This window comes from Pseudomonas sp. Irchel s3h14 (genome assembly GCF_900187425.1).
Taxonomy (GTDB): domain Bacteria; phylum Pseudomonadota; class Gammaproteobacteria; order Pseudomonadales; family Pseudomonadaceae; genus Aquipseudomonas.
The window spans coordinates 615,056-642,030 of sequence record NZ_FYDJ01000002.1 but is presented as its reverse complement, the minus strand read 5'-3'; the positions used below and the strand labels follow the sequence as shown (position 1 = coordinate 642,030).

General features: G+C 61.2%; 21 protein-coding genes. 16 read left to right on the top strand and 5 right to left on the bottom strand.

Annotated elements, in window-relative coordinates; genetic code table 11:
- Window positions 1–53 precede the first annotated feature (53 nt).
- The 6 genes from CKW16_RS06555 (at window position 54) to CKW16_RS06530 (ending at window position 12,745) form a co-directional block, all read left to right on the top strand.
- Window positions 54–899 (top strand): sulfotransferase, encoded by an 846-nt coding sequence (locus CKW16_RS06555; RefSeq protein ID WP_095127702.1) that lies wholly within the window; start codon window positions 54–56, stop codon window positions 897–899.
- Window positions 900–1,010: 111 nt separating this feature from the next.
- Entirely contained in the window at window positions 1,011–8,834 is a 7,824-nt protein-coding gene (locus CKW16_RS06550; RefSeq protein ID WP_095127731.1) for an Ig-like domain-containing protein, read from the top strand.
- Window positions 8,835–8,876: 42 nt separating this feature from the next.
- Window positions 8,877–10,391 (top strand): TolC family protein, encoded by a 1,515-nt coding sequence (locus tag CKW16_RS06545; protein WP_095127701.1) that lies wholly within the window; start codon window positions 8,877–8,879, stop codon window positions 10,389–10,391.
- Window positions 10,375–10,980 carry an adenylyl-sulfate kinase gene (cysC, locus tag CKW16_RS06540; protein ID WP_095127700.1) on the top strand — a complete coding sequence of 202 codons (606 nt, stop codon included), beginning with the start codon at window positions 10,375–10,377 and terminating at the stop codon, window positions 10,978–10,980. The genes CKW16_RS06545 and cysC overlap by 17 nt, the downstream gene beginning before the upstream one ends.
- Window positions 10,977–11,762 carry an aspartyl/asparaginyl beta-hydroxylase domain-containing protein gene (locus CKW16_RS06535; RefSeq protein ID WP_095127699.1) on the top strand — a complete coding sequence of 262 codons (786 nt, stop codon included), beginning with the start codon at window positions 10,977–10,979 and terminating at the stop codon, window positions 11,760–11,762. The genes cysC and CKW16_RS06535 overlap by 4 nt, the downstream gene beginning before the upstream one ends.
- The gene (locus CKW16_RS06530) at window positions 11,750–12,745 is read left to right on the top strand and encodes a sulfotransferase family protein (RefSeq protein WP_095127698.1); all 996 of its coding nucleotides are present in this window, start codon (window positions 11,750–11,752) and stop codon (window positions 12,743–12,745) included. The genes CKW16_RS06535 and CKW16_RS06530 overlap by 13 nt, the downstream gene beginning before the upstream one ends.
- A gap of 86 nt (window positions 12,746–12,831) precedes the next feature.
- Here the strand turns inward: CKW16_RS06530 and CKW16_RS06525 are convergent, their stop codons facing one another.
- The 3 genes from CKW16_RS06525 to CKW16_RS06515 form a co-directional block, all read right to left on the bottom strand.
- Complete coding sequence (locus CKW16_RS06525; protein ID WP_095127697.1) at window positions 12,832–13,215, bottom strand: DUF6124 family protein; 384 nt, start codon at window positions 13,213–13,215, stop codon at window positions 12,832–12,834.
- Window positions 13,216–13,572: 357 nt separating this feature from the next.
- Window positions 13,573–14,331: a slipin family protein gene (locus CKW16_RS06520; RefSeq protein WP_008148132.1), complete on the bottom strand. Its 759-nt coding sequence runs from the start codon at window positions 14,329–14,331 to the stop codon at window positions 13,573–13,575.
- 2 nt (window positions 14,332–14,333) lie between these two features.
- Window positions 14,334–14,864 (bottom strand): NfeD family protein, encoded by a 531-nt coding sequence (locus CKW16_RS06515; RefSeq protein WP_095127730.1) that lies wholly within the window; start codon window positions 14,862–14,864, stop codon window positions 14,334–14,336.
- 198 nt (window positions 14,865–15,062) lie between these two features.
- Here CKW16_RS06515 and CKW16_RS06510 point away from each other — a divergent pair, with 198 nt between their 5' ends.
- Complete coding sequence (locus tag CKW16_RS06510; RefSeq protein ID WP_095127696.1) at window positions 15,063–15,524, top strand: aminoacyl-tRNA deacylase; 462 nt, start codon at window positions 15,063–15,065, stop codon at window positions 15,522–15,524.
- 140 nt (window positions 15,525–15,664) lie between these two features.
- Window positions 15,665–15,910, top strand: coding sequence for a DUF2789 domain-containing protein (locus CKW16_RS06505; RefSeq protein ID WP_095127695.1), 246 nt, complete (start codon window positions 15,665–15,667; stop codon window positions 15,908–15,910).
- Between the two features lie 3 nt (window positions 15,911–15,913).
- Here CKW16_RS06505 and CKW16_RS06500 read toward each other — a convergent pair whose 3' ends face one another.
- Complete coding sequence (locus CKW16_RS06500) at window positions 15,914–16,195, bottom strand: type II toxin-antitoxin system RelE/ParE family toxin (protein ID WP_095127694.1); 282 nt, start codon at window positions 16,193–16,195, stop codon at window positions 15,914–15,916.
- On the bottom strand, window positions 16,192–16,470 hold the full coding sequence (locus CKW16_RS06495) for an antitoxin of toxin-antitoxin stability system (RefSeq protein WP_095127693.1): 279 nt from the start codon (window positions 16,468–16,470) through the stop codon (window positions 16,192–16,194). The genes CKW16_RS06500 and CKW16_RS06495 overlap by 4 nt, the downstream gene beginning before the upstream one ends.
- 197 nt (window positions 16,471–16,667) lie before the next feature.
- Between CKW16_RS06495 and CKW16_RS06490 the strand changes: the two genes are divergently transcribed.
- The 8 genes from CKW16_RS06490 (at window position 16,668) to pgaA (ending at window position 26,963) form a co-directional block, all read left to right on the top strand.
- The gene (locus tag CKW16_RS06490) at window positions 16,668–17,096 is read left to right on the top strand and encodes a MarR family winged helix-turn-helix transcriptional regulator (protein ID WP_046047267.1); all 429 of its coding nucleotides are present in this window, start codon (window positions 16,668–16,670) and stop codon (window positions 17,094–17,096) included.
- Complete coding sequence (locus CKW16_RS06485) at window positions 17,093–19,165, top strand: FUSC family protein (protein ID WP_095127692.1); 2,073 nt, start codon at window positions 17,093–17,095, stop codon at window positions 19,163–19,165. The genes CKW16_RS06490 and CKW16_RS06485 overlap by 4 nt, the downstream gene beginning before the upstream one ends.
- The gene (locus tag CKW16_RS06480) at window positions 19,162–19,371 is read left to right on the top strand and encodes a DUF1656 domain-containing protein (protein WP_033058629.1); all 210 of its coding nucleotides are present in this window, start codon (window positions 19,162–19,164) and stop codon (window positions 19,369–19,371) included. The genes CKW16_RS06485 and CKW16_RS06480 overlap by 4 nt, the downstream gene beginning before the upstream one ends.
- The gene (locus CKW16_RS06475; protein WP_095127691.1) at window positions 19,368–20,255 is read left to right on the top strand and encodes an HlyD family secretion protein; all 888 of its coding nucleotides are present in this window, start codon (window positions 19,368–19,370) and stop codon (window positions 20,253–20,255) included. The genes CKW16_RS06480 and CKW16_RS06475 overlap by 4 nt, the downstream gene beginning before the upstream one ends.
- The gene (locus CKW16_RS06470; protein ID WP_095127690.1) at window positions 20,252–21,700 is read left to right on the top strand and encodes an efflux transporter outer membrane subunit; all 1,449 of its coding nucleotides are present in this window, start codon (window positions 20,252–20,254) and stop codon (window positions 21,698–21,700) included. The genes CKW16_RS06475 and CKW16_RS06470 overlap by 4 nt, the downstream gene beginning before the upstream one ends.
- Before the next feature lie 82 nt (window positions 21,701–21,782).
- Entirely contained in the window at window positions 21,783–22,421 is a 639-nt protein-coding gene (locus tag CKW16_RS06465; RefSeq protein WP_095127689.1) for an NADH:ubiquinone oxidoreductase subunit N, read from the top strand.
- A gap of 294 nt (window positions 22,422–22,715) precedes the next feature.
- Window positions 22,716–24,221, top strand: a complete 1,506-nt coding sequence (locus tag CKW16_RS06460) for a YdgA family protein (RefSeq protein ID WP_095127688.1) — start codon at window positions 22,716–22,718, stop codon at window positions 24,219–24,221.
- Window positions 24,222–24,482: 261 nt separating this feature from the next.
- Window positions 24,483–26,963, top strand: coding sequence for a poly-beta-1,6 N-acetyl-D-glucosamine export porin PgaA (gene pgaA / locus CKW16_RS06455; protein WP_095127687.1), 2,481 nt, complete (start codon window positions 24,483–24,485; stop codon window positions 26,961–26,963).
- The last annotated feature ends 12 nt before the right edge of the window (window positions 26,964–26,975 follow it).

Here is a 26,975-nt window from a genome sequence, read left to right as displayed (position 1 = left end):
GTAAGGCCATTCATGGTCTAGGCTCCGTCATACATAAAGGACTTATGACTAGGGTGAAGGGATTGCCACAGTTCCATTTTATTTCCGGCTTGCCGCGCTCAGGCTCGACCCTGCTTTCTGCGATTCTTTTGCAGAACCCGCGCTTTCATGCCGGCATGACCAGCCCCGTTGGCGCCCTGTTTTCCGGTGTTCTGGAACAGTGCAGCGCCGGCAGCGAGTTCGGTGCGGTGATCGATACCGATCTGCGCCGGCGTTTGCTTCGCGGACTGTTCGAATCCTTCTACGCCGACAAGGCCGACAAACCGGTGGTGTTCGACACCAATCGGTTATGGAGTTCGCGCCTGCCGGCCATCAGCGATCTGTTCCCTCAAGCCAAGGTGATTGCCTGCGTGCGCAATGTCGCCTGGGTCATGGACAGCATCGAGCGTTTGTATCGCGCCAACCCCTTTGAAAACACCAAGCTGTTCGGCGACGCGGTCGAGCGCAACACGGTCTACAGCCGTTGCGAAACCCTGGCGCAGCGCAATCGTCTGGTGGGGTTTGCCTGGGCCGCGCTCAAGGAAGCCTATTACGGCGAACACGCCGATTCGTTGCTGATTGTCGATTACGACTTGCTGACCCAGGCCCCTGATCGGGTCATGCGGCTGGTCTACGACTTCATTGGCGAGCCGTGGTTCGAGCATGACTTCAACAACCTCGCCTACGACGCGCCAGAGTTCGATCAAGCCCTCGGCGTCTCCGGTCTGCACAAAGTCAAACCCAAGGTCGAGCTGCAATCGCGGCGCACGATCCTGCCGCCGGACTTGTTCAAACAATACGCAGAATTGTCCTTTTGGCTCGATGGCTCAGCCAGCGCCGCCAATGTCATTCGTATGAAGGCCGACGCAGCGATCAGTTGATCGCGGCGTTTTCATTGACGCATCAAGCAAGTTCGAGTCCGGGTGAGCAGCATGTGGTGGAGCAACGGCAAGTCGCGAGTTACCGAAGGCGCACGGGCGCTGGCCTCCCCCATGATCATGTCCCTGGAGCCGCGAATGCTGTTCGACGGCGCGGTGGCGGCTACGGTCGCCGATGCGGCCCAGGCGGACAGCCACAGCACGGCTGATGCCGCCAAGACGCCGACGACCGACCAACCGGTCGTCAGCAAAGACACGCATGGCCAGGCCGATGCCGCACCAGCGACAGCACCCGTTGCCGTGCCGGGCCAGAGCGTGGTGTTCGTCGATTCCCGGGTCAAGGATGCCGACAGCCTGCTCAAGGGCGTGGCGCCTGGCACCCAAGTGGTTCAGCTGGACGCAAGCAAGGATGGTTTGCAGCAGATTGCCGACTATCTGGACACCCATCAGGGCACCAGCTCTGTACAGATCATTGCCCACGGCAACGCGGGCGATCTGTGGCTGGGCGATAGTTATCTGTCCGCCGACAACGTCGCGGCCCGCAGCGCCGTGCTGGCGGAAATCGGCAAGGACATGAACGTCGGCGGCGACATTCTGATCTACGGCTGCTACACCGCCGAAGGTGAGCGGGGCTTGAGTTTTGTCGACTCGCTGGCGCAGTTGACTGGCCGCGATGTAGCCGCTTCCAGCAATCGCACCGGGATCGGTGGCGACTGGAATCTGGAAATTGCCACCGGCAACATCGAAAGCGCCAACGTCCTCTCGACCACGGCCATGAGCGACTATCAGTGGGGCCTGGCCACCTGGACGGCCACCAACAATGCCAACACGGGCGTCGGCTCGTTGCGTGCCGCCATCGCCTCGGCGCAGAACGGCGATATCGTCACCTTCAACGCCAGCATGACGGTGCAGCTGACGTCCGAATTGCTGATCAACAAGAACATCACCGTTGATGGCGACTTGAACAACGACGGCGCGGCTGACGTGATTCTCGATGGTCAGTACAGAACCCGAGTGATTGAAATAGCGGCGGCCAAAATCGTCACGCTCGATGGCTTGGTGATCACCCGGGGCCTGGTGTCGGGCACTGGCGGCAACGGAGGCTACGGTGCCGCGGGTGCGATGGCCGGGGGGATTTTCAACGCAGGGATTCTGACCCTGAACAACGTTACCGTGACCTCCAACGGCGCTTCCGGTGGCGGTGGTGGTGGCGGTGTCACTGGCTCTTTTTACGGCGGTGGCGGTGGTGGTGGCGGCGGTTTGGGCGGCCAGGGCGGCGGGCATGGCGGTTCGGCAGGGCCGGGCACCGGCACGTTGGGCGGCGGTGCGGGCGGCGGTGGCGCCGGTGGTTACGGCGGCGGTTATGACGCGACCCACATGGGCGGTCGCGGCGGTACCACCACTGGCGGGGCGGGCGGGGTGGGCGTTTCCTATTACAGCAACGGCGGTAACGGTTCGACGGCCAGCAATGGCACGATTTCCATTGGCGGCGGTGGTGGCGGGGCCGGTTGGGACAAGGTCGGTGGCGCCGGCGGTAACGCGGTAGGCGGGATCTACAACGCCAGCAGCGGCACCATCACCATCGTCGGCACGTCGACCATCAGCAACAACATCGGCGCCGGTGGTGGCGGTGGCGGTGGCGGTGGCCAAGGCAGCAATGCCAGCAATGGCGGCGTGGGCGGCCAGGGCGTCGGTGCGATCTGGAACAAAGGCACGCTGCTGATAACGGCCGCCAACTTCGCCGCCCTGGCCGGTAATGCCGCGGCCAGTGGTGCAGGCGGTACCGCGCAGGGCGGAGGTACAACCGGCACCTCGCCGACCTCCGTCGCGAACATCTACAACGACGGAGGTATACTCAACACCGCGTATTCGCCACCGCCGACCGCGACCATTGTGGTCGCTGATACCACACTGGGCATCGGCGAAACGTCCTTGGTAACGATCACGTTCTCCGAGGCCGTGACCGGTCTCACCAATGCAGACCTGACCATCGCCAACGGCACGTTGACCTCGGTGAGCAGCGGCGATGGCGGCATCACCTGGACGGCAACGTTCACGCCGACCGCCAGTCTTTCCGATACCACCAACGTCATTACCCTGGACAACACCGGGGTGATCAACGGTCTGGGCACTGCCGGCGTCGGTACCACCAACTCCAATAACTACGTCGTCGATACGGCGCGGCCAACCGCTGTCATCGTGTTTACCGATACGGCCCTCAAGGTCGGCGAAACGTCGCTGGTGACCATCACCTTCAACGAAGCGGTCACGGGTCTCACCAACGCGGACCTGACGATTGCCAACGGCACCTTGACGACGGTTAGCAGCGGCGACGGCGGCATCACCTGGACGGGGACCTTCACCCCGACCGCCAGCATCACCGACGCGACCAACCTGATCACCCTGGACAACACCGGGGTCAGCGATGTGGCGGGCAACGCCGGCAGCGGCACCACCGACTCGAACAATTACGCCATCGATACTGTGCGGCCGACCGCGACCATTGTGGTAACGGACACGGCGCTGAGAATTGGCGAAACCTCACTGGTCACCATCACCTTCTCCGAAGCGGTGAGCGGTTTCACCAACGCCGACCTGACCATCGCCAACGGCACGTTGACCGCCGTGAGCAGCAGCGACGGCGGCATCACCTGGACCGCCACGTTCACTCCGAACGCGAGCATCAACGACACGACCAACCTGATCACCCTGAACAACACCGGGGTCAGCGATCTGGCAGGCAACGCCGGCAGCGGTACCACCGATTCCAACAACTATGCGATCGATACACTTCGTCCGACCGCGACCATCGTGGTCGCAGACACGGCGCTGAGAATCGGCGAAACCTCTCTGGTGACGATTACTTTCAGTGAAGCGGTCAGCGGTTTCACCAATGCCGACCTGACCACTACCAACGGCACGTTGACTGCGGTGAGCAGCAGCGACGGCGGCATCACCTGGACGGCGACTTTCACTCCGACCGCCAGCATTTCCGATACGACCAACCTGATCACCCTGGACAACACCGGGGTCAGCGACCTGGCGGGCAATGCCGGCAGCGGCACTACCGATTCCAACAACTACGCCATCGACACCGTGCGCCCGACGGCAACCATTGTGGTCGCGGACACGGCGCTGAGAATCGGCGAAACCTCACTGGTGACCATCACCTTCTCCGAAGCGGTGAGCGGTTTTACTAACGCGGACCTGACCATTACCAACGGCACATTGACGGCGGTGAGCAGCAGCAACGGCGGCATCACCTGGACGGCCACCTTCACGCCTTCCGCGAGCATCAACGACACGACCAACCTGATCACCCTGGACAACACCGGCGTGGCCGATCTGTCGGGCAACGCCGGCAGCGGCACCACCGATTCCAACAACTACGCCATCGACACGCTACGCCCGACCGCGACCATCGTGCTGGCGGATACGGCGCTGACCGCGGGCGAAACCTCGCTGGTGACCATCACCTTCTCCGAAGCCGTGACCGGTTTCACCAACGCTGACTTGGCGATTGCCAATGGCACATTGACCGCGGTGAGCAGCAGTGACGGCGGCATCACCTGGACCGCAACGTTCACCCCGACAGCAGGCATCATCAGCGCGACCAACGTCATCAGCCTGGCCAACACCGGCGTGGCGGATCTGGCGGGCAATACCGGCAGCGGGATCAGCTCCTCGGGCAACTACGCCATCGACACCGCTCCACCGACCGCGACGATTGTGGTGGCGGACACTGCGTTGAGAATTGGTGAAACGTCACTGGTGACCATTACCTTCAACCAGGCCGTGACCGGATTCACCAACGCCGACCTGACCATCGCCAACGGTACGTTGACCTCGGTGAGCAGCAGCGACGGCGGCATCACCTGGACCGCCACCTTCACCCCGACCGCCAGCCTCACCGATACGACCAACCTGATCACATTGGACAACACCGGCGTACAGGCTGCCGCCTCCGGCAACGTGGGTAGCGGCACTACCGATTCCAACAACTACGCCATCGACACCGTGCGCCCGACGGCCACGGTCGTGGTGGCGGACACGGCGCTGAGAATCGGCGAAACGTCTCTGGTCACGATCACCTTCAGTGAAGCGGTCAGCGGTTTCACCAACGCCGATTTGACCATCACCAACGGCACCTTGACGGCGGTGAGCAGCGGCGACGGCGGCATTACCTGGACGGCGACGTTTACCCCGAGCGCCAGCATCAACGACACGACCAACCTGATCACCCTGGATAACACCGGGGTCAGCGACCTGTCGGGTAACGCCGGTAGCGGCACCACCGATTCGAACAACTATGCCATCGACACCGTGCGCCCGACCGCCACGATTGTTCTGGCCGATCCCACACTGACAGCAGGCGAAACCTCGCTGGTGACCATTACCTTCAGCGAAGCCGTGAGCGGTTTCACCAACGCCGACCTGACGATTGCCAACGGCACGTTGAGTGCGGTGAGCAGCAGCGACGGCGGCATCACCTGGACGGCGACCTTCACGCCAAACGCTGGCGTTAATGACTCGAGCAACGTCATTACCCTGGCCAATACCGGTGTGACCGACGTGGCCGGCAACACCGGCAGCGGCACGACTAACTCTGGTAACTACACCATCGATACGGTGTTGCCGACGGCCACCATCGTGGTCGCCGACAATGCATTGAAAATCGGTGAAACGTCACTGGTGACCATCACCTTCAACCAGGCCGTGACCGGTTTCTCCAATGCCGACCTGACCATCGCCAACGGCACGTTGACCGCGGTGAGCAGCGGCGACGGCGGCATTACCTGGACGGCGACCTTCACCCCGACTGCCAGCCTCACCGATACGACCAACCTGATCACATTGGACAACACTGGCGTACAGGCTGCCGCCACCGGCAACGTGGGCAGCGGCACTACCGATTCCAACAACTACGCCATCGACACCGTGCGCCCGACGGCCACGGTCGTGGTGGCGGACACGGCGCTGAGAATCGGCGAAACCTCGCTGGTAACTATCACTTTCAGTGAAGCGGTCAGTGGTTTCACCAACGCCGATTTGACCATCGCCAACGGCACCTTGACGGCGGTGAGCAGCGGCGACGGCGGCATTACCTGGACGGCGACCTTTACCCCAAGCGCCAGCATCGACGACACGACCAACCTGATCACCCTGGACAACACGGGCGTGGCCGACCTGTCAGGCAACGCCGGCAGTGGCACCACCGATTCCAACAACTACGCCATCGACACGCTGCGCCCTACCGCGACCATCGTTCTGGCCGACCCGACCCTGAGTGCCGGCGAAACCTCGCTGGTGACCATCACATTCAGCGAAGCGGTCAGCGGTTTCACCAACGCCGACCTGTCCATCGCCAACGGCACGTTGACGGCGGTGAGCAGCAGCGACGGCGGCATCACCTGGACGGCGACCTTCACGCCAACCGTTGGCGTGAATGACCCAAGCAACGTCATCACCCTGGCCAATACCGGTGTGACCGATGTGGCCGGCAACACCGGCAGCGGCACGACCAACTCCGGCAACTACACCATCGATACGGTGCTGCCGACGGCCACCATCGTGGTCGCCGATACTGCGTTGAGCGTCGGTGAAACGTCGCTGGTGACCATCACCTTCAGCGAAGCCGTCAGCGGTTTCTCCAATGCCGACCTGACCATCGCCAACGGCACGTTGACCTCGGTGAGCAGCGGTGATGGTGGCATCACCTGGACCGCAACCTTTACGCCGACCAATGCCATCTCCGACACCAGTAACGTCATCACCCTGGACAACAGCGGTGTACAAAACAGCTCGGGCAACGCCGGTAGCGGCACCACCGATTCCAACAACTACGCCATCGACACCGTGCGTCCGACGGCCACCATCGTGGTCGCGGACGCGGCGCTGGCGGTGGGTCAAACGTCGGTGGTGACCATCACGTTCTCCGAGGCGGTAACCGGTTTTACTACAGCCGACCTGACGGTGAGCAACGGTACCCTGAGCAATCTGAGTACCAGCGATAACATCACCTTTACCGCAACCCTGACGCCGACGGCGAGCGTCACCGATTCGACCAACCTGATTACCCTGGACAACACCGGAGTGATCGATGGGGCTGGCAACACCGGCAGCGGCACGACGGATTCCAACAATTACGTCATCGACAGCCAGCGCCCAACCGCCACCATCGTGCTGAGCGATACAACCCTGAAACCGGGCGAAACCGCGCTGGTGACCATCACCTTCAGCGAGGCGGTGAGCAGTTTCGACAACAGCGATTTGAGCGTCGCCAACGGTACGTTGAGCAATGTCAGCAGCAGCGACGGCGGTATCACCTGGACCGGGACGTTCACGCCGACCATCGGCGTGACCGACGCCACCAATCTCATCATCCTGAACAACACCGGCGTCTCGGACCTGGCCGGCAATACCGGGGCGGGCACCACCAACTCCGCCAACTATGTGGTGGAGACCCAGGTGCCGACTGCAACTATCGTGATCGCCGACAACGCCCTCAAGGCCGGTGAAACCTCAGCGGTGACCATCACCTTCAGCGAAGCGGTAAGCGGTTTCACCAACGCGGACCTGACCATTGCCAACGGCACGCTGAGCAACGTGTCGTCCAGCGATGGCGGCGTTACCTGGACCGCCACCTTCACGCCCACCATCAATGTGACCGATACCAGCAACCTGATCAGCCTGGACAACAGCGGTGTAACCAACGCCTCAGGCAACAGCGGCGTGGGCGTGACCGATTCCAACAACTACGCCATCGACACGGCGCGGCCGACGGCGACCATCGTGGTGGCGGATAACCGCTTGGGCATCGGCGAGACCACCACGGTCACCATCACCTTCACCGAGGCGGTTTCAGGTTTCGACCTGTCGGACCTCAGCGTCGCCAATGGCACCTTGTCCAACCTGCTCAGCAGCGATGGCGGCAAGACCTGGACCGCGACCTTCACCCCGACCGCCAACATCAACGACACCACCAACCTGATCCTGCTCGACAACAGCAATGTGGCGGACGCCGCGGGCAACGCCGGTGCCGGGATCGCGATCTCCAACAACTACGCGCTCGATGCCACCCGGCCGACGGCAACCATCGTGGTCGCCAACCCGAACCTGGGCATGGGTCAAACCACGCTGGTGACGATCACCTTCAGCGAAGTGGTAAGCGATTTCGATCTGTCGGACCTCAGCGTCACCAACGGCGAGCTGACCAACCTGGTCAGCAGTGACGGCGGCAAGACCTGGACGGCGACCTTCACCCCGACCGCGAGCATCACCGACCCGAGCAATTTCATCGCGCTGGACACCAGTAACGTCAGCGACGGTTCGGGCAATACCGGCATCGGTGTGGCGGTGTCCAACAACTACACCATCGACACCGTGCCGGGCGTGGTTGTAACGCCCGATCAGCTGTCGCAAATCCCACCGCCGGTGACCGTACCCGATCAGCCCAACGTGCCACTGCAACCGATCATTTTCACTCCCCCGACCGGTGATCTCGGTTCACCGCTGACCTTTACCCCGTTGTTCGAAAGCCGCGTGATCGGCAACGGCATCCGGCCGCTGGGCGACATCTTCATGAACAACGGCGCGCTGGCGCCCAGCTTCATCGCCCAGGTGTTCAGCAGCAGTGACAACGGAGGCGATGGCTCGGGCAACGGCTTCCTGGGCTTTGGCGGTGGCGATGGCGGGGTGTTCAGCACCAGCACGTTGTCGGGCCTGTTCAATCAGGACACCGGCAGCGCACGAGACTCGCTGGGTTCATTCGGCAGTCATTCAATCAAGGCCGGGGATGTTTCACAGGGGCTGCGCGGCGTGTTTGGCGCACCGAGTCTCGTCCAGCAATTGCAACAGCTCAAGGACACCGAGCAACGGCAGGTCGACAGCCTGGCCGCGGCTTTGCGACAGGTCGGCATCAGCGAAATGCAGGCCTGAAAATAATACTTAAATCTGTGCGTCACCCAGGGGCAGTCAAGGATGAAGAAAAGTCAGAAGTTGTTCGGCGCCAGCCTGCTGGCGCTTGCGATCAGCGGATGTGCAGTCACCAGTGAACCGATCGAACGCAGCGTCAGCCAGCAGCGCGCCAGGAGCGACCTGCAAAACATGTACAAGGATCAGGAGCCCCTCAGCGGTCCGCTGACCCTGCATCAAGCCATGGCCCGCGCGGTGAAGTACAACCTCGAAGGCCGACTCAAGATCATGGAAGAGGCCCTGGCCAAGCGCCAACTCGACCTCGCCAGTTTCGACATGTTGCCGCGCATGGCGCTGGACGCCGGGTACGTCGGCCGGAACAACGTCAACGCCTCCAGCAGCCAGAGCGTACGGACCGGAACCCAGTCTCTGGAGCCATCGACCTCTCAGGACCGCGACCGTGAAGTCGCCGACCTGACCATGGTCTGGAACGTGCTCGATTTTGGCGTCAGCTACATCAGCGCCAAGCAACAGGGCGACCAGCGGCTGATCGTTCAGGAGCGTCGGCGAAAAGTGATCAACACCATCGTTCAGGACGTGCGCTCGGCCTATTGGCGGGCCATGGCCGCCGAGCGTTTGCTCAAGCAGATCGACAGCCTCATGGCCCGGGTCGAAACCGCGCGCGGCAACAGCCAAAGCATGAGCCAGCAGCGAATCGGCGATCCAATTCAGGCCTTGGGTTATCAACGCTCGCTGATCGAAGCCACGCGCCAACTGGAAGAACAGCGTCGTGCGCTGTCGCTGGCGAAAACCGAACTGGCGACTTTGATCAATCTGCCGCTGGGCACTGAGCTGACCCTGGCGACCCAGGACGACTATGTCATTCCGGAATTGAAAGTCGACCTCGCCAGCCTCGAACAGGAAGCCTTGACCAGTCGTCCCGAGCTGCGCGAACAGGATTACCAAAGCCGCATCAGCGCGGCCGAAACCCGTAAAGCCATGTTGCGACTGCTGCCGGGTCTGGAGTTCTCGGCCGGCGGGCATTACGACAGCAACTCGTTCCTGGTGGAGCAGGGCTGGGCCGACTACGGCGTGAAAGTGACGTGGAACCTGTTCAACGTGATCTCCGCACCGGCGGCGATCAACGTCGCCAAGGCGGGCGAAGAAGTCGCCGCGGCGCGCCGCCAGGCCATGTCGATCGCGGTGCTGGCGCAGCTTTATGTGGCCAACGCCAACTACCGCGAGGCGATGCGGCAGTTCAAGACCAATCAGCAATTGTCGGACATCGACGGACAGATCGTTGGCCAGCTGCGCAACCGTTATCAGGCGTCCAGTCTGGGTGAACTGGACTTGATCCAGGGCGAACTGAACACCTTGCAGGCCGATTTACGTCGCGACCTGTCGTACGCCGATCTGCGTAACGCCTACGGCCAGATCTTCGCCAGTGCGGGGCTAGATCCGCTGCCGGATCAGGTGCAATCCACCGAAGTGCAATCCATTGCCACCGCGTTGGCCAACCGCGAAGCAGCGTGGGCGGCCGGGAACATCACGATGCCGGTGGCCCATGCCCCGGTCCAATAACCTGCTGGCGCCGACGGCGAGCATCAGCCGCACACAACGAGAGGCGCGCAACGGTCATCGCGGCACGGCCATTTTGCTGACCGGTTTGCCGGCGGCGGGCAAATCGACCCTGGCCCAGGCGCTGCATGCCGAGCTGTTCGAGCACGGCGTGCAGAGCATCGTGCTCGATGGCGACGGGCTGCGGGTCGGGCTCAATCGCGATCTCGGTTTTACCGACAGCGATCGTCTGGAGAACATCCGTCGCGCCAGCGAAGTCGCGGCGCTGCTGGTGGAGAACGGGCAGATCGTCATCCTCGCGATGATCGCGCCGCTGATGGAGCTGCGTGAGGTATTCGCCCGGCGACTGGGCGAGGATTACCGCGAAGTCTGGTGCAGCGCCTCCCTGGCCGTCTGCGAACAGCGCGACCCGAAAGGTCATTACGCCCGTGCACGACGGGGCGATTTGCCGGGGTTTACAGGTGTGTCTGCACCGTATGAGCCGCCGCCGTCCGCCTCCTTGGTGCTCGATACCGGCGTGCAGTCGGTTGAGGCTTGTCTCGATCACTTGCTGACCTGGCTCGGCGAATGCGCGGTGTTGCCTAAGCGATGAGCCGAGCGGCGTTTTCTCGCTTGCCGGTGACGGTGGATCTGCCGTTGCTGTTGCAGGCACTGACGGCGATTGGCGAGGACGAGTGGCGCGGTCATTTCAATAGTGCTTACTACACCGGCGACTGGAGTGGTGTGGCGCTGATTTCTGCGGCGGATGCGTTGTCCGAACTGGCGCCGGGTCGCGGTGAACCGCTGTTGCGTGTGCCATGGTTGCGAGATGTCAGGTGGCAGCAAGGCTTGCGGGATCTGCCATTGGAAATCGTGTCTGCGCGCCTGTTGCGGCTCGGTCCGGGCGGGCAAATTCATGAACATCGCGACTACGATCTGGGCGAGCCGGACGCCGATGTACGTCTGCATATTCCGCTGCTCAGCCCACCTCAAGTGGACTTCCTGCTCGATGGTCAGCGCATGCCGATGGCCGCGGGAGAATGCTGGTTTCTCGACCTGTCGCGACCCCATCGCGTGGACAATCGCGACACCCGCACACGGATTCATCTGGTCCTCGATTGCCGTCCCGGTCCCTGGCTGGAGCAGGCGATTAACGATGGTTTACCGACCACGCCTTCGTCAGATGTCGGTGATGGGGCTTTGCTGCAGTTTCAGCGTTTGGTGGCCAGCGATTCGCAGCTTTCGAAGACGTTGCAGGGCTTGCCGGACACCGAGGTTTTTATCACCCGCACTCTGGAACTGGCGGTTGAGCGGGGTTTGATGTTCTCCCGCGAAGAACTGCGTGCGGCGATGCGTAACGGTCGACGCCAATGGAATGAACAATGGAACGCCTGAATCTGGAAGGTTGGTTGCCGATTCGGGTCTGGCAGCAGGCCGGCGAGTGGCAGGTCGATTGGTGCTGGTTCGGTGACACGCCGCTGCATCAGCCGTTTTTTCGTGATGCCGTGGAAGACGCGCTGAGATTGCCGTTCAATCAGGCGTTTCGCCGGCAAACACCGCTGTCTGCCCTCGGCGACTGGCAGACGACCAGCCCCGGTTTGGCGCCGAGCGCGTTTATCTTCCACGCTTCGCGTTGCGGCTCGACCTTGATCAGTCAAATGCTCGCCCGACTCGACAGTCACATCGTTGTCAGCGAACCACCACCGTTGGACGCGTTGCTGCGTAGTGGTTTGCCGTCGGCCGAACGGCGTGTCGCCATCGAAGGGTTGTTGTCCGCGTATGGCCAGCGTCGGCTCGGTTCAGAACAACGTTTGGTGATCAAGCTCGATGCCTGGAACATCGGTGAACTGCCGTTGCTGCGTGAGTGTTTTCCTGACACTCCGTGGCTGTTTCTTTATCGCGATCCGCTGGAAATCGCGGTTTCACATCTGCGCCGCCCAGGCATGCACATGGTGCCGGGGATGATCGGGGCGAGTGTGCTGGATGATGAGTTGCCGTTTGCTGGCCGAGAGGACTTCATCGCACGGCGGTTGGGGCGGTTGCTGCAAGCAGGGTTGGCGCAATGCCGGGCGTTTGGTGGGTTGGCGGTGAATTACAGTGAATTGCCCGGGGCTATGGCCGGGCGGTTGGCTGATTTTTTTGGATTGGATGACGTGCAGCGTGAGCAAGTGTTTGCGGCGGTGGGGCAGCATGCCAAACGGCCTTCTGACGTGTTTGTCGGGGACAGCGATGACAAGCGCCGCGAAGCCTCGGTGCTTTTGCGTGAACGGGTGGAGCGTTGGGCGCGAGCGCCTTATGAAGCGCTAGTTGCTGAGTCATGCATCGACGGCACTGGCGCTTTCGCGAGCAAGCCCGCTCCCACAGTTGATCTTCGGTGAACATAATATGTGTGTACGACTGAAATCCAATGTGGGAGCGGGCTTGCTCGCGAAGGCTGCGGTCAATTCACCACAAATCTACCCGGCTAAACCTTGACCCGAGCCTGCATGATCTCCGATTCATCCCAATGATCCTGCACTCGCTCTACGAGCAACTGCACGCCATCGGCCATGCGGCTGAGTGCCAGGGCTACGGAGCGCCGTGTCCCGTCCACATCATCTGCCAGATTGGCAGCGATGGCGCTGATGGACAGCAGGTCTTCGGCGGCGTTGGCCAGCAGGGTTTCGGTGTTGACCTCGGGGGCGACGGTGAAGAGGTTGCCTTTGCGGTGCCTGGGCGACTTTTCGGTGGTCGGGGGGAAGTAGTGGGCGAAGGCGCGGTCAGCGGCTTCTTTGAGTTTTTCGGTTTCGAGTGGATCTTCGGAGGGGGTGCCAGAGTTGTCTGGCGGATTTGGCGTTACTTTGAACATGGTCTGACCTCATTTTTTAAGAAGGCGCTGACCCGGCTCGCTTGCACGCGAAGTTAGGGTGGCAGCTATGTGCGGGGTGCAAGACCGAGTAAACCGCCAGACCAAGAAACCTCGGCAGACCCGAAGGTCTCCCGCACATAGCCGCCATAGAGCGAGTACCACGGGCACAAAGCGCCCGGTGTATGCCTACGCGAAACTGGTCAACGTTTTACCCGGACTTGCACGTCCGTGTCACCGTTTATTCAGTGACAAAGCCAGACTAGACCTGGCTTCGGACCGGAACAAGTTCACCAACACCGCTACAACTTGAAGGAAATCTCCGACGCGGTTACCGGACGTTGGTGTTTGCGCAGAAGGTCAGGATTTGGACGACAAATCCGCCATCCCCTTGAGCAGCTCGATCGGCAGCGGAAAGACAATCGTCGAACTCTTGTCCCCGGCAATCGAACTCAACGTCTGCATATACCGCAGCTGCATGGCCCCAGGCTGGCGCCCGAGCATCTCTGCGGCCTGCATGAGTTTTTCCGAGGCCTGCAATTCGCCTTCGGCGTGAATCACCTTGGCCCGGCGTTCGCGTTCGGCTTCAGCCTGTTTGGCGATGGCGCGGATCATCGATTCGTTGAGGTCCACGTGCTTGATCTCGACGTTGGCGACCTTGATGCCCCAAGCGTCGGTCTGGGCGTCGAGCACTTGCTGGATGTCGATGTTCAACCGCTCACGCTCGGCCAGCAGCTCATCCAGTTCATGTTTACCGAGCACGGCCCGCAACGTGGTCTGCGCCAATTGGCTGGTGGCCATGAGAAAGTCTTCAACCTGAATAATCGCTTTCTGCGGATCGAGGACGCGGAAATACAGCACCGCGTTGACCTTGACCGAAACGTTGTCGCGGGTGATCACATCTTGCGGCGGCACGTCGAGGACCACGGTACGCAAGTCGACGCGAACCATTTGCTGCACTACCGGAATCAGCAGGATCAGGCCAGGGCCTTTGACCTGCCAGAAGCGCCCGAGCTGGAACACCACCCCGCGCTCGTATTCGCGCAGGATGCGAAAGGTCGACCCCGCCAGTGCAATCACCAATAACAGCAGCGCGGCAAAACCCAGTTGCAAGCCCATGGTTATTCTCCACCCGGCGCCGCGTCAGCCGCGGCCACTTCCAGCAATAATCCCTTGCGTGCCACCACCCGGACCCTTTGCCCGGGTTGCAGCGGCGTGGCGCTGAGCACTTGCCACTTTTCTCCTTGCAGGTGCACCCAACCGTTGTAGGCATTGCCGGCCAGCGACATCACCGGGGTCACGCTGCCCACCAGTCCTGCATCGCCACTGACGTTTTCGCGCGGTCGGGTTTTCAGGGCGTGGATCAGCAGGAAAATCAGCAATAGGGCACTGATCAGTCCCAGGCCGATCATCAACGGAACCGGCACCTCGGTGTTGGTCAGAACCACCGCACCGATCACGAACATCACAATGCCGCCCAGACCGATCACGCCGTAATTGGGCAGGGCCGCCTCGGCGATCAGAAACGCGATGCCGAACGTGATCAGCCAGATCCCGATGGGGTTGGGCACCAGCAGGACGACGGTGTCCGCCGCGAATACCGATCCGCTCAAGGCCAACAGCAGCGCAATTGCACAACAACGAGTGTTCACGTGACCCTCCGGGAGAGTCATTGATGGTTCTTTATACAGTCTAGCTGAGCTCTGAATTGTACGAATTTTGATCAGTTGTTGACGTTGTTCCGGCGGGCAGATTTCCCGCGCGATTGCGCCAGCGGGCCTAGACTTTTAGTGGAGAGAAAAGGTTTAACCATCGTCCGCGAAACGTTATTGCGGACTCCGAGGTGCATCATGCGTATGGCAAGAACTGTGCAGGAAAGCCTCAATAAGGCTCACTGCGAATTTGACATCGTCTCCCATCCGCACTCGGCCAGCAGCCTTGAAACGGCGCGGGTCGCGGGCATTCCTGCCGAACGGGTGGCCAAATCGGTGATCCTCGACGACCACCACGGTCATTTTCTGATGGCTGTGCTGCCGGCGAGTCGTCACCTGGACCTGAGCAAAGTACGTGGCAGTGGCGAATGGCAGATCACCCGGGAAAGCACCCTGGCGCATCTGTTCCAGGATTGCGAACGCGGCGCGGTGCCTGCGTTGGGCGAATCCTATGGCATGGACATGGTCATCGACCCACTGCTGACCCGGCAAAAAGACATCTACCTGGAGGCTGGTAACCACAACAACCTGGTGCACATGAGCGTGCCGGAATTCCTGAAAATGGTGCCGAATGCTGAAGTGTGCGAGTTGAGTCAGTAGTTTTTGCGGCGTCAGTTATGACGCCTTCGCGAGCAAGCCCGCTCCCACAGGATTACGCGGACCCCTGTAGGAGCAAGGCTTGCCCGCGATTGACTGCGAAGCAGTCACCCTCCATTTCAAGCATTACAAAGGAGCCCACCATGGAATCCCCAACCCACAGCCTCCCCAACCTGTTCAAACAACTCGGCCTGCCTGATGACGCCGAAAGCATCGATAAATTCATCGCCACCCATTCACCGCTCAAACCCGAATTGCACCTGGCGGATGCGTTCTTCTGGAGCGAGAGCCAAGCGCAGTTTTTGCGTGACGATATTCTGGATGACGCCGATTGGGCGGAGGTGGTGGACCAGCTAGATGTGCTGTTGAGGAAGGGGCGGGGGGTGTAAAAATCACCTTTCTGGTGGCCACTGCCGGGATGTATGGACTAGCGCGAGTATCCAAATTGCATCCGATCCTGGCTGATAAACCACGCGATAACTTTGATGGGGGATCATCTCGCGAGTACCTGCAATGATTCCGACAGGGCCGCTTTCAGGAAACTGGGAAATACGAGATATCGCATCAATGAAGCGGTTGTCCATTTCGAGGGCGGCTATCGGGTTGACGGAATGCAGGTAATCCCAGATGTCTGCACGATCCTGTGCTGCTGCGGGCGTCCAGATTATCTTCATCCTTTCTTGGTTACCTGCGCACGCCTGGCAGCGAATTGTGCTTCAACTTCCTCATTGGTCAAGCCTTCACCAGCTCGCATGGAAATACGTGCACTGTCGACTTTGCGTTGCAAGAACGCTTCGTACTCGCGCGACTCTCGTTGTGTTTGAACGAACTGACGCATCATTTCCCTGACGATTTGCGATGCGGGGCGATGAGAAGCTTCAGCTTCGGCCATGAACTCTTCTCGCAGTTCTGGTTCAAGTTTCATCGTGAAAACAGCTTGTTTAGACATTTTCATATCCTCGATTCGAATACTGACGAAGTATATACGTCTTCAGTACCGGCGTTCATTCAGGCAGCCGCCTCGCGACGGATGGCAGCCAAATTGTTTCAAAACTTGACCAACTTTCCCCTTAAATGCCATATTGATAGTTAGCAAACTAACAGTGTGTGTTTCCCCTCGTGCCGAAAAACCTCGACGCTCTCCAGATGAACATCAGCAGCTCCATGGTGGTGGCCGCCAGGCATTGGCGGAAGATCTGCCAGACCACGCTGGTCAACTATGGAATCTCCGAAGCCTGCGCCGTTCCGTTGTTGATGATCGGGCGTTTGGGCGAGGGTGTGCGGCAGGTGACGGTGGCGCAGGCGGCCGGGATGGAGAGCCCGTCCCTGGTGCGTCTGCTGGATCAGTTGTGTCATGCCGGTTACGTCTGCCGTACCGAAGACGCCCATGACCGGCGCGCCAAATGCCTGAGCCTGACTGAGACGGGTCGTGAGTTGGTGCAAGCCGTCGAAGTCGAGCTGGTGCGCTTGCGCCATGAAGTGCTCGAAGGGATCGATCAGAGTGATCTGGAAGCGGCGTTGCGGGTACTGAGGGCTTTTGAATCAGCCAATCATCTGCCGGTGATCAACCCTTGAACGGATTTTTTACCGGCATGCCCCCGGCGCGGGACTGGTTCTACGGTGTGCGAACGTTCGCGGCATCGATGATCGCGTTGTACATCGCCATGCTCATGCAAATGCCCCGGCCTTATTGGGCGATGGCCACGGTCTACATCGTTTCCAGTCCGTTTGTCGGCCCTACCAGTTCCAAGGCGCTGTACCGTGCAGTCGGCACCCTTCTCGGTGCCGCCGCCGCGGTTTTTTTCGTGCCGATGTTTGTCCAGAGCCCCTATGTGCTGGTGGTGGTCATCGCGCTGTGGACCGGGATTCTGTTGTTTCTGTCGCTGCACCTGCGCACGGCCAACAGTTACGCCCTGATGCTCGCCGGATACACCTTGCCGCTGATTGCTCTGCCGGTGGTGGATAACCCGCTGGGGGTGTGGGACGTGGCCGAAGCGCGGACTGAAGAAATCTTCCTCGGCATCGCCGTGGCGGCGGTGGTCGGCGCCATGTTCTGGCCCCGACGGCTGGCGCCGGTGTTCAACGATTCGGTGAACACATGGTTTGCCGATGCTTCGACTTACAGCCTGCGTTTCCTCAGCCGCAACGTGCAGCCGGACGAAGTCAGCGCGCTGCGCTCCTCGATGGTCGCGACCTTTAACACGCTGGAATTGATGATCGGTCAGTTGCCCCACGAAGGCGCGCGGCCGCAAACGGTGCGCAACACCAAGGAACTGCGCGGGCGAATGATTCATTTGCTGCCAGTGATCGACGCCCTCGACGACGCGCTCTATGCCCTTGAGCGGCGCACGCCCGAGCTTGTGGATAAGTTCGCACCGCTGCTGGCGGCGACCACCGAATGGCTCGGCCACAAAGACGCCGATCTCGAGCGCTGGCAAGCGCTGAAAGACCAACTCGAAGCCCTGCAACCGTCCGCCGAAGCGTTGGATGATCGCAAGCAGCTGCTGTTCTCCAATGCCCTGTATCGCCTCGGCGAGTGGATCGATGTGTGGCAGGACTGTCGCAGCCTGCAGTACGCCATCCAGTGCGAAAGCCAGGACAGCTGGCGCGCGGTTTATCGGCACTGGCGGCTTGGTCGGCTGTCGCCGTTTCTCGACCGTGGGCTGATGCTCTATTCGGCGGCGTCCACGGTCACCGCCATCATTGTCGCTTCGGTGCTGTGGATTCTGCTTGGCTGGACCGATGGCGGCGCCGCGGTGATTCTGGCGGCAGTGGCGTGCAGCTTTTTCGCCTCGATGGACGACCCGGCACCGCAGATTTACCGGTTCTTTTTCTGGACGGCGATGTCGGTATTGTTCGCCAGTCTTTATCTGTTTCTGGTCCTGCCCAACCTGCATGACTTCCCGATGCTGGTACTGGCGTTTGCCGTGCCGTTTATTTGCATCGGCACCCTGACGGTCAAGCCACAGTTTTATCTGGGCATGCTGCTGACCCTCGTCAACACCTCGTCCTTCATCAGTATTCAGGGCGCCTACGACGCGGATTTCCTCAGCTTCGCCAACTCCAACCTGGCCGGTCCCGTGGGCTTGTTGTTCGCGTTCGTCTGGACCCTGATCGCCCGGCCATTCGGCTCTGAACTGGCGGCCAAGCGCCTGACCCGTTTCAGCTGGCGCGACATTGTCAGCCTGACCGAACCGGCGACGTTGTCTGAGCACCGGCACTTGGGTGTGCAGATGCTCGATCGCCTGATGCAGCATTTGCCGCGCCTGGCCATGACCGGCCAGGACACCGGCATCGCCCTGCGAGAAGTGCGCGTGGCACTGAACCTGCTGGATTTGCTCGCCTATACGCCGCGAGTCCTCGGCGTACCGCAAGTGCTGCTGCACCAGGTGGTGGCCGAGGTCGGCGAGTACTTCAAAGCCTGCCTCAAGGCCGGCGAACGATTGCCGGCACCGAGTCCGTTGTTGATGACCCTGGACCGCACCCGCCGTGCTCTCAACACGGAGTGCGATGAAGGTGCGCGTCTGCATCTGCTGCATGCCTTGAGCGGCCTGCGTCTGTCGCTGCTGCCAGGGGTGGAATTCGTCGGCACCGGCGAGCTCGAAGAACCGCTTCCCCATGGCATCGATGGAGCGCCTTTATGATCGGTGATCTGGATATCAGCGGGGTGTTTCTGCCCACGCTGCTGGTGCTGATGGGCATTACGTACGTGTTGTTCCTGCTGGTGCACGGGTTGCTGACGCGTCTGCACTTTTACCGTCTGGTCTGGCACCGGGCATTGTTTAACGTGGCTCTCTACGCTGTGCTGCTCGGCGCCGTGGACTCACTCAGTCGATACCTGATGACATGAAAAAACCTTTTTTGACCCTCGGTCGCGTGGTGCTGACCCTGCTGATCGTGAGCTTCGCCGTTGTCGTGGTCTGGCGCATGGTGATGTATTACATGTTCGCGCCCTGGACCCGGGACGGCCACATTCGCGCCGACATCGTGCAGATCGCGCCGGACGTGTCCGGGCTGATCCAGCGAGTCGATGTGCGTGACAACCAATTAGTGACGCGCGGCCAGGTGTTGTTCAGCATTGATCAGGACCGTTTCAAATTGGCCCTGCGTCAGGCCAAGGCGGCCGTTGCCGACCGTCAGGAAACCCTGGCGCAGGCGCAACGCGAAGCCAAGCGTAACCGCGGCCTCGGCAATCTGGTGCCGGGTGAGCAACTGGAAGAGAGCCAGTCCCGGGTGGCCCGCGCCGAAGTGGCGCTGATGGAGGCCCAGGTGGCGGTGGACAGCGCCCAGCTCAACCTCGACCGCTCGACCATCCGCAGCCCGGTGGATGGCTACGTCAACGACCGTGCACCGCGCAATCAGGAATTCGTTACCGCCGGGCGTCCGGTGTTGTCGGTGGTGGACAGCAATTCATTCCACATCGACGGTTATTTTGAAGAAACCAAACTGGACGGCATTCATGTCGGCCAGAGCGTCGATATTCGGGTGGTCGGCGACCGCGCTCGCCTGCGTGGGCATGTGGAAAGCATCGTCGCCGGCATCGAAGACCGCGACCGCAGCAGCGGCAGCAACTTGCTGCCCAACGTCAACCCGGCGTTCAGTTGGGTACGGCTGGCCCAGCGGATTCCGGTGCGGATCGCCTTCGACGACGTGCCGGCGGATTTCCGCATGATCGCCGGACGGACCGCCACGGTGTCGATCATTGACGATCAAACCCAGGAGCCCGCGAAATGAGCAGGGCCTCGGGTTTGGCTATCGCCGGATTAGGCCTGTTGCTGTCGGCCTGTCAGGTGGTTGGGCCGGATTATCACTTGCCGGACGAGGCCGCCGTCCACCGTGAAGACTTGCAGGGCGACTTGGCGGTGAACGGCAAAAATGTCGTCTCGGCACCGGTGCCCAGCGATTGGTGGCGCTTGTATCAGGATCCGCGCCTCGATCAATTGGTCCAGCAGGCCATGGCCTCCAACACTGATTTGCGCGTGGCGGCGGCGAACCTTTCCCGAGCGCGCGCGCAGGTCGATGAAGCTCAAGCGGCCGGTGGCTGGAGCGGGGGGGTGAAGATGGGGGCCCAGCGTTTGCAGGAGTCCGGCGAAGCATTCCTGCTGCCGGAAAAAGTGCCGGTGGCCAACGTCGGCGACATTGGCATTACCACCTCGTATCAGTTCGATTTGTTCGGCACTTTGCAGCGCGGCATCGAGGCGGCCAAGGCTAATGCCGATGCGACGCAAGCAGCGGGGGATACGGCGCGGATTACCTTGGTGGCCGATGTGGTTCGGGCCTACACCCAAGTCTGCGCGGCCAACGAAGAGCAGGAAATCGCCCAGCATTCCCTCGACTTGCAAGCCCAAAGCACCACGCTGATCCAGCGTCTTCGCGACGCCGGGCGCGGAGATGAAACCCAGGTCACCCGCTCGCAAACCCAATTCAAATCCTTGCGCGCCGACATGCCGCGTTATGAGGCGGCGCGTCAGGCCGGGTTGTTCCGTTTGTCGATGCTGTTGGCCAAACCTGTGGATCAACTGCCGGCCGGCACCGACCGCTGCGCGGAGCTGCCGAAGATTGCGCAATTGTTACCGGTGGGTGACGGCGCGACGTTGCTCAAGCGCCGTCCCGATGTGCGGCAGGCCGAGCGACGATTGGCTGCGTCGACCGCCGGCATCGGCATCGCCACCGGCGAGTTGTACCCGGACATCAGCATCGGCGCGACCGTCGGTACCGTCGGCATCCTGGAAAACCTCGGCAAACCGGCGACCAATCGCTGGGGCTTCGGGCCGTTGCTGACCTGGACCGTGCCGTCCAACGGCTCCCGGGCGCGAATCCGCGAGGCCGAAGCCGCCACCGAAGGCGCGTTGGCGCATTTCGATGGCGTGGTGCTCAACGCCATCCGCGAAACCCAGACCGGTCTGGCCCAGTACTCGGCGTTGCTGCAGCGGCGCGACGCGCTAGCCGACGCCGAGCAATCGGCGCAACTGGCGGCAGACCAGACTCACCGCTTCTTCCAGGCCGGTCGCGCATCGTTCCTGGCGGACTTGCAAGCGACTCGCACCTACACCGACGTGCGGGCGCAACTGGCTTCCGCCAGCACGCAGGTTGCCATGAGCCAGATTGATTTGTTCCTGGCCTTGGGTGGCGGCTGGGAAAGCGGACGAACGCAAGGCACGAACTCCGGCAAACCCTGAGGCCGTTGCTATGCTTTGAGTTGATAAGGTCGCGCGTCGAACTCATCAATCAAGGCTCGCGTTGGTCATGGGGATTCCAATAATGAAAAACCCTTATGCTCCCGGCTTCTGGTGCGCTATAGCGGCATTGGTGTTGCTATCGGCCACTTATTTCTACGGCATCATGCTGGCCCACCAGATCGACAAGGCGCTGGTGTTCCTCGACAGCGCCGCGGCATTGATTGCCGTAATGGCAATCGTGGTGGTGGCCTGGGCTTCGGTCCAGGGTCAGCGCATCAAGAAAAGACAGCTCGAACAAGGCAAGACCCTGGTGCTGATCTGGGACACCAAGGTCGCGCTGCGCCGTGTCGAAACGGTGTTTGATCGGTATTTCTGGGGCAGTTACTGGCAACCGGGGCGTACGTTCCAGGAAGTCATGGGCGAACTCACCGGCACACCGCTGGAAAAAAGCCTCGAAACCCTGAAAAAACAATGCCAGGCGCTGGACAAGCAAGTGTCCGAGGACGGCTGGCACTGGCTCAGTAACGCCCGTGAACTCTCCGATGTCGCCACCGCCATGGCCCGCGAACGTTATCAACTGGACTTCTGCGACCCGCGCTCGGAATCCCCCAGCGGCACGGCGGTGATCAATCGCGACTTCGAAGTGCTGGTCTATACATGGACCGCACGGCTCAAGAGCTTTGATCATCAACTTGATGAGATTGAAACGCAGTATTCCTGATTGTGTGTTTGCAGGACTGACGCCATCGCGAGCAAGCTCGGCTCCTACAGGGTTATGTGTCGATCACAGGACCCTGTAGGAGCCGAGCTTGCTCGCGATGGCGATTTCATATCCGCCGAAACTCTCAACCCCTGCGCACGGTCCATAGACACTCTTTAACCTTTAATCATTGGGCCGCCCCGTGCGCCTGATGCTAATCTCCATCGCACTTTTAACGCAGTCGTGACCGTAACCCGTCATGGGTTCAGGGAAGACGACCACACCTTCAAACAACGGACATTGATCGGGTCATTCATGAATAAATCAGCAGGCGTGCTTCTTGGAATCGTCGTTGCCATCGGTGCAATCAGCGCCGGCGGTGCCTGGTACACCGGCACCAAACTCGACGGTGTGCTGAACACCTCGATCGCCGACGCCAACAAAGAGCTGCAAGCCGCGCTGGTCGGTTCCAACGGCACCGCGTCGCTGGAGCTGGTGTCGCTGGAGCGCCATGTGTTCAGCAGCACCGCGCACTACCGCCTCAAGGGCGAAGGCGAGATGTTCGGTGAGGCACCGGTGGAGTTGTTGTTCGTCGATCGCATCGAACACGGCCCGCTGCCGTTTTCGCGCCTGATGTCGTTGAAGTGGCTGCCGGTCCTGGCCACCAGTCACTACGAACTGGAAAGAACCCCGACCACCGAGAAATGGTTCGCCGCTGCCAAGGACAAATCGCCACTCACGGGCGTGGTCAACATCGGTTACGACAATGCCACCAACGGCACCCTGCAATTGCTGCCGCTGGACGTGGCGCTTGACGACAAGTCCAGCCTGAAATTCTCCGGGCTGAACCTCGATGTCGCCGCCAGCGCTCAAGCGCAGAAGGTCAAGGCCGACGGTTACATGGACAGCCTGACCCTGAGCACGGTCGCTGAAGATCAGACGCCAGTGAAGGTAGAACTGAACGGCCTGACCCTGGCCAGCAACCTGACAAAAAGTACCTACGGCTACTACACCGGCGAGAACACCGTCGAGCTGACCGACAGCAAGACCACCTTCGGCGCCAGGCAGTCGGTCTTGGGTTTCAAGAAATTTGAAATGAAGAACCGGACCGAGGAATCCGGCACCAGCGCTTCGGGGCGTGCCGATTACAAGGTGGGTGAGGTGACCCTGAACGGCAAGGCTGTCGGCTCTGCGCAGATGGCCATGAGCCTGAAGAACCTCGACATCCCGGCAACAATGTCGTTGATGCAGATTTACCAGACCAAACTGCAACCGTACGAGAGGGCCGCCGCTGAGGCCGTGGCTGCGGGTGAACCGGCTCCAGAGCTGGTCCTGACCCCGGCCGAAGAGGCGCAGGTCAAAACCGGCCTGGAGAAACTGCTGGCCGCCGGCCCGCAGGTTGCCCTGGAGAATCTGTCGTTCAACACCGCCAATGGCGAAAGCCGCGCCAACCTGGTGCTCGACCTGACCAAACCACAATCCATGGACCTGCCGCCAGACCAGTTGACCCAACAACTGATTGCGCTGCTGGACGTCAACGTGAAAGTGTCCAAGCCAATGCTCGTTGACCTGCTGAGCGTGCAGTCGCAAATCGACGGTCAGACCGACGCCAAGCTCATCGCCGATCAGGCCACCGCCACCGCCGACATGTTTGGCAGCATGGCAGTCGGCACGCAGTTGGCAAAACTGGAAGGCAGCAACATCGTCGCCAAACTGCACTACGCCAATAATCAGGTGGATTTCAACGGCCAGAAGATGACCGTCGAAGAGTTTGTCGGGTTTGTCATGAGCAAATTCGGCGGTAATGTCGCCGTCGAGTAAAACCAGGGTTTACAGACCGACGCCCGGCCTCTGCGCAACGCAGACGCCGGGCGTTTTGCTGTCTGGCGTTTGAAGCTGGACAAGGAACGGCGCCCGCAGCGACACGAATCTGAACAATTATTGCGCTCTCAATAGCGCACCGCACTCGCGTGCAAGACTGCGCCCCGATCAAGTTTGGCTGGGTCACCTGAACCCGGCTTTCCATTACGAGTGGGCAAGGAGGGCATCACGACCCGGCTGGCCATGTAAGGATGCTGACGAATGCCGCGTATTGATGGTGCCTTTTTACATCGTGGGTTACGCCCCTTGTATCGCGTTGCGCTGTGCAGCCAATTACTCTGGCCGGCGCTGGCGTTTGCCAATACCCCTTACGACCAAATGGTGCTTGATGCCCGGGCTGGAAATTACGCCCCGGCGCTGAGCGTGTTGCGTCAGGTGCCCGCGAATCAGGTCACCACCGGGCAGATCAGTGATCATTTGCAAATCGCTGGTTGGGCCGGCCTGGACGCCGAAGTGGTCAAGGTCTATGAGACCCAGGGGCGCGCTCGGGCGCTGCCGGTCCTGGCGCTGACCGCCACTGCGCGGGCCTATCGCAATCTCAAGCGCTGGGATTCGGCGACCCAGGTGTACGACAAGGCCCTGGCGCTTGAGCCCGAAAATCCTGACCTTCAGTTGGGTCTGGCGCTGACCCAGGCCGACGCTGGTAAATCTGACGACGCAGTGGCTCGTGCCAAGGCGCTGGTGGCTGCCAAGCCGGATGATCCTTCCCGCCGCCTGGTCCTGGCCTATGCCTTGACCCGCGCCGGTAACCATTACGACGCGCTGTTCGAATACGACCAGGCCTTCATCCGTGCCGGCAACAAACCCGAAGTCGCCCGCGAATACGTGGTTGCGCTACAACGTGCGCGCCTGCCGGAGCCGGCCCTGCGCCTGGCCCGTCAGCGGCCGGGGCTGATTGATCCGGTCACGTTGCGCCGCATCGAAGGTGACCTGGCCGCCGAGCGTGTGCGCCTGGCCGAACTGGCCACCCGCAGCGAAAAAGAACGCTACGTGATCGCGGATCGGGCGTTGGCCGATTACGACACCTTGATTGCCACCTGGTCTGCGGATCCACAGGCCCACGACGACGTCGTCCGCTGGCGCATCGACCGCATGGGCGCCCTCAAGGCACGGGCCCGAACCGCCGATGTGATCACCGAATACCAGAAACTGCTCGCCGAAGGCGTGAAGATTCCGACCTATGCCCTGCGTTGGGTGGCGTCGTCCTATCTGGACCAGCGTGAGCCGGAAATCGCGACCGACCTGTATCGCCAGGTGCTGGTGGCGCCGAACGCCGATGCCGGTGATCGTCTGGAAGACAGCACCGCGCTGTACTACGCCTTGCTCGAAAGCGATAAGGCGGACGAGGCGCGCAACCTGGCCGAGGACCTGGCCAAAACCCAGAGACCGCGGATCGAACTCAAGGGCTTGCCGGTGGGCAACCCCAATGATGAATGGATGGATGCCCAGCAACTCGCCGCCCAGGCCGGAACCTACGGCTCCGATTTGCCCCATGGCGAGGAGCGTCTGCAGGCGTTAGTAGACCAGGCGCCGGGCAACATTGGCCTGCGTCTGGCCCAGGCCGATCTGTACCTGGCGCGTGACTGGCCGCGTCGCTCCGAGAACCAGCTCAAGGAAACCGAAAGCATGTCGCCGCGGGACGCCGGGCTTGAAGTCGCACAGGCTCACACCGCTATGGATCTGCAGGAATGGCGGCAGATGGATGCGCTGACTGACGATGTCGTTGCGCGTTTCCCGGACAACCGTCAGGTGCAGCGTTTAGCGCGCCAGCGTGAAGTCCATGACATGGCCGAGCTGCGCGTAGAAGCTTACGGCGGCAAGAGTTATGGCGGTGACGATGGCGACGCCGGGGCGGTCAATGGCAGCCGTGATTTCGGTATCGAAACCACCCTGTACAGCCCGCCGATCGACGAAGACTGGCGGGTGTTTGCTGGTGCCGGTTATGCCACGGGCGATTTCCAGGAAGGCACCGGGCACCATCGTTGGCAACGAGTCGGCCTGGAGCGCCGGACCCGCGACATGACCCTCGAAGCGGAAGTCTCCAACCACTCCTATGGCTTCGGTGACAAACAGGGCGCGCGCCTGGCCATTGCCCGTGACATCAACGATCACTGGCAGTACGGCGGCAGCCTCGAGTACCTGTCGGCACAAACACCGTTGCGGGCCTTGAACAGCGACATCACTGCCAACGGCGGGAGTGGCTTCATCCGCTGGCGAGCCAACGAAAGTCGCGAGTGGAAACTGGCCGTCAGCCCGTCCCGTTTCAGCGATGGCAACAACCGCGTCGAAGCCGTGCTTACCGGGCGCGAAGGTGTCTACAGCGCACCGGGCGTGCAAGTCGACCTGGGCCTGGAAGTGGGCACCAGCCACAACTCCAAGTCTGACGATGTGCCGTACTTCAACCCCAAATCCGACTTCAGCGTCTTGCCGACGGTGAACGTCAATCACGTGCTCTACCACCGCTACGAAACCTCCTGGAGCCAACAATTCCAGGCCGGTGCGGGTACCTACAGCCAGCGCGATCACGGAACCGGGGGCATCGGCTTGCTGGGCTACGGTCAGCGCTACAGCTGGAACGACGTGTTCGAGGTGGGCGGTTTGGTGAGCGTGATCAACCGGCCCTTTGACGGCGATCGGGAAACCGATCTGCGCTTGCTCGTCGACCTCACTTACCGCTTCTAGAAGAGTTTGAAG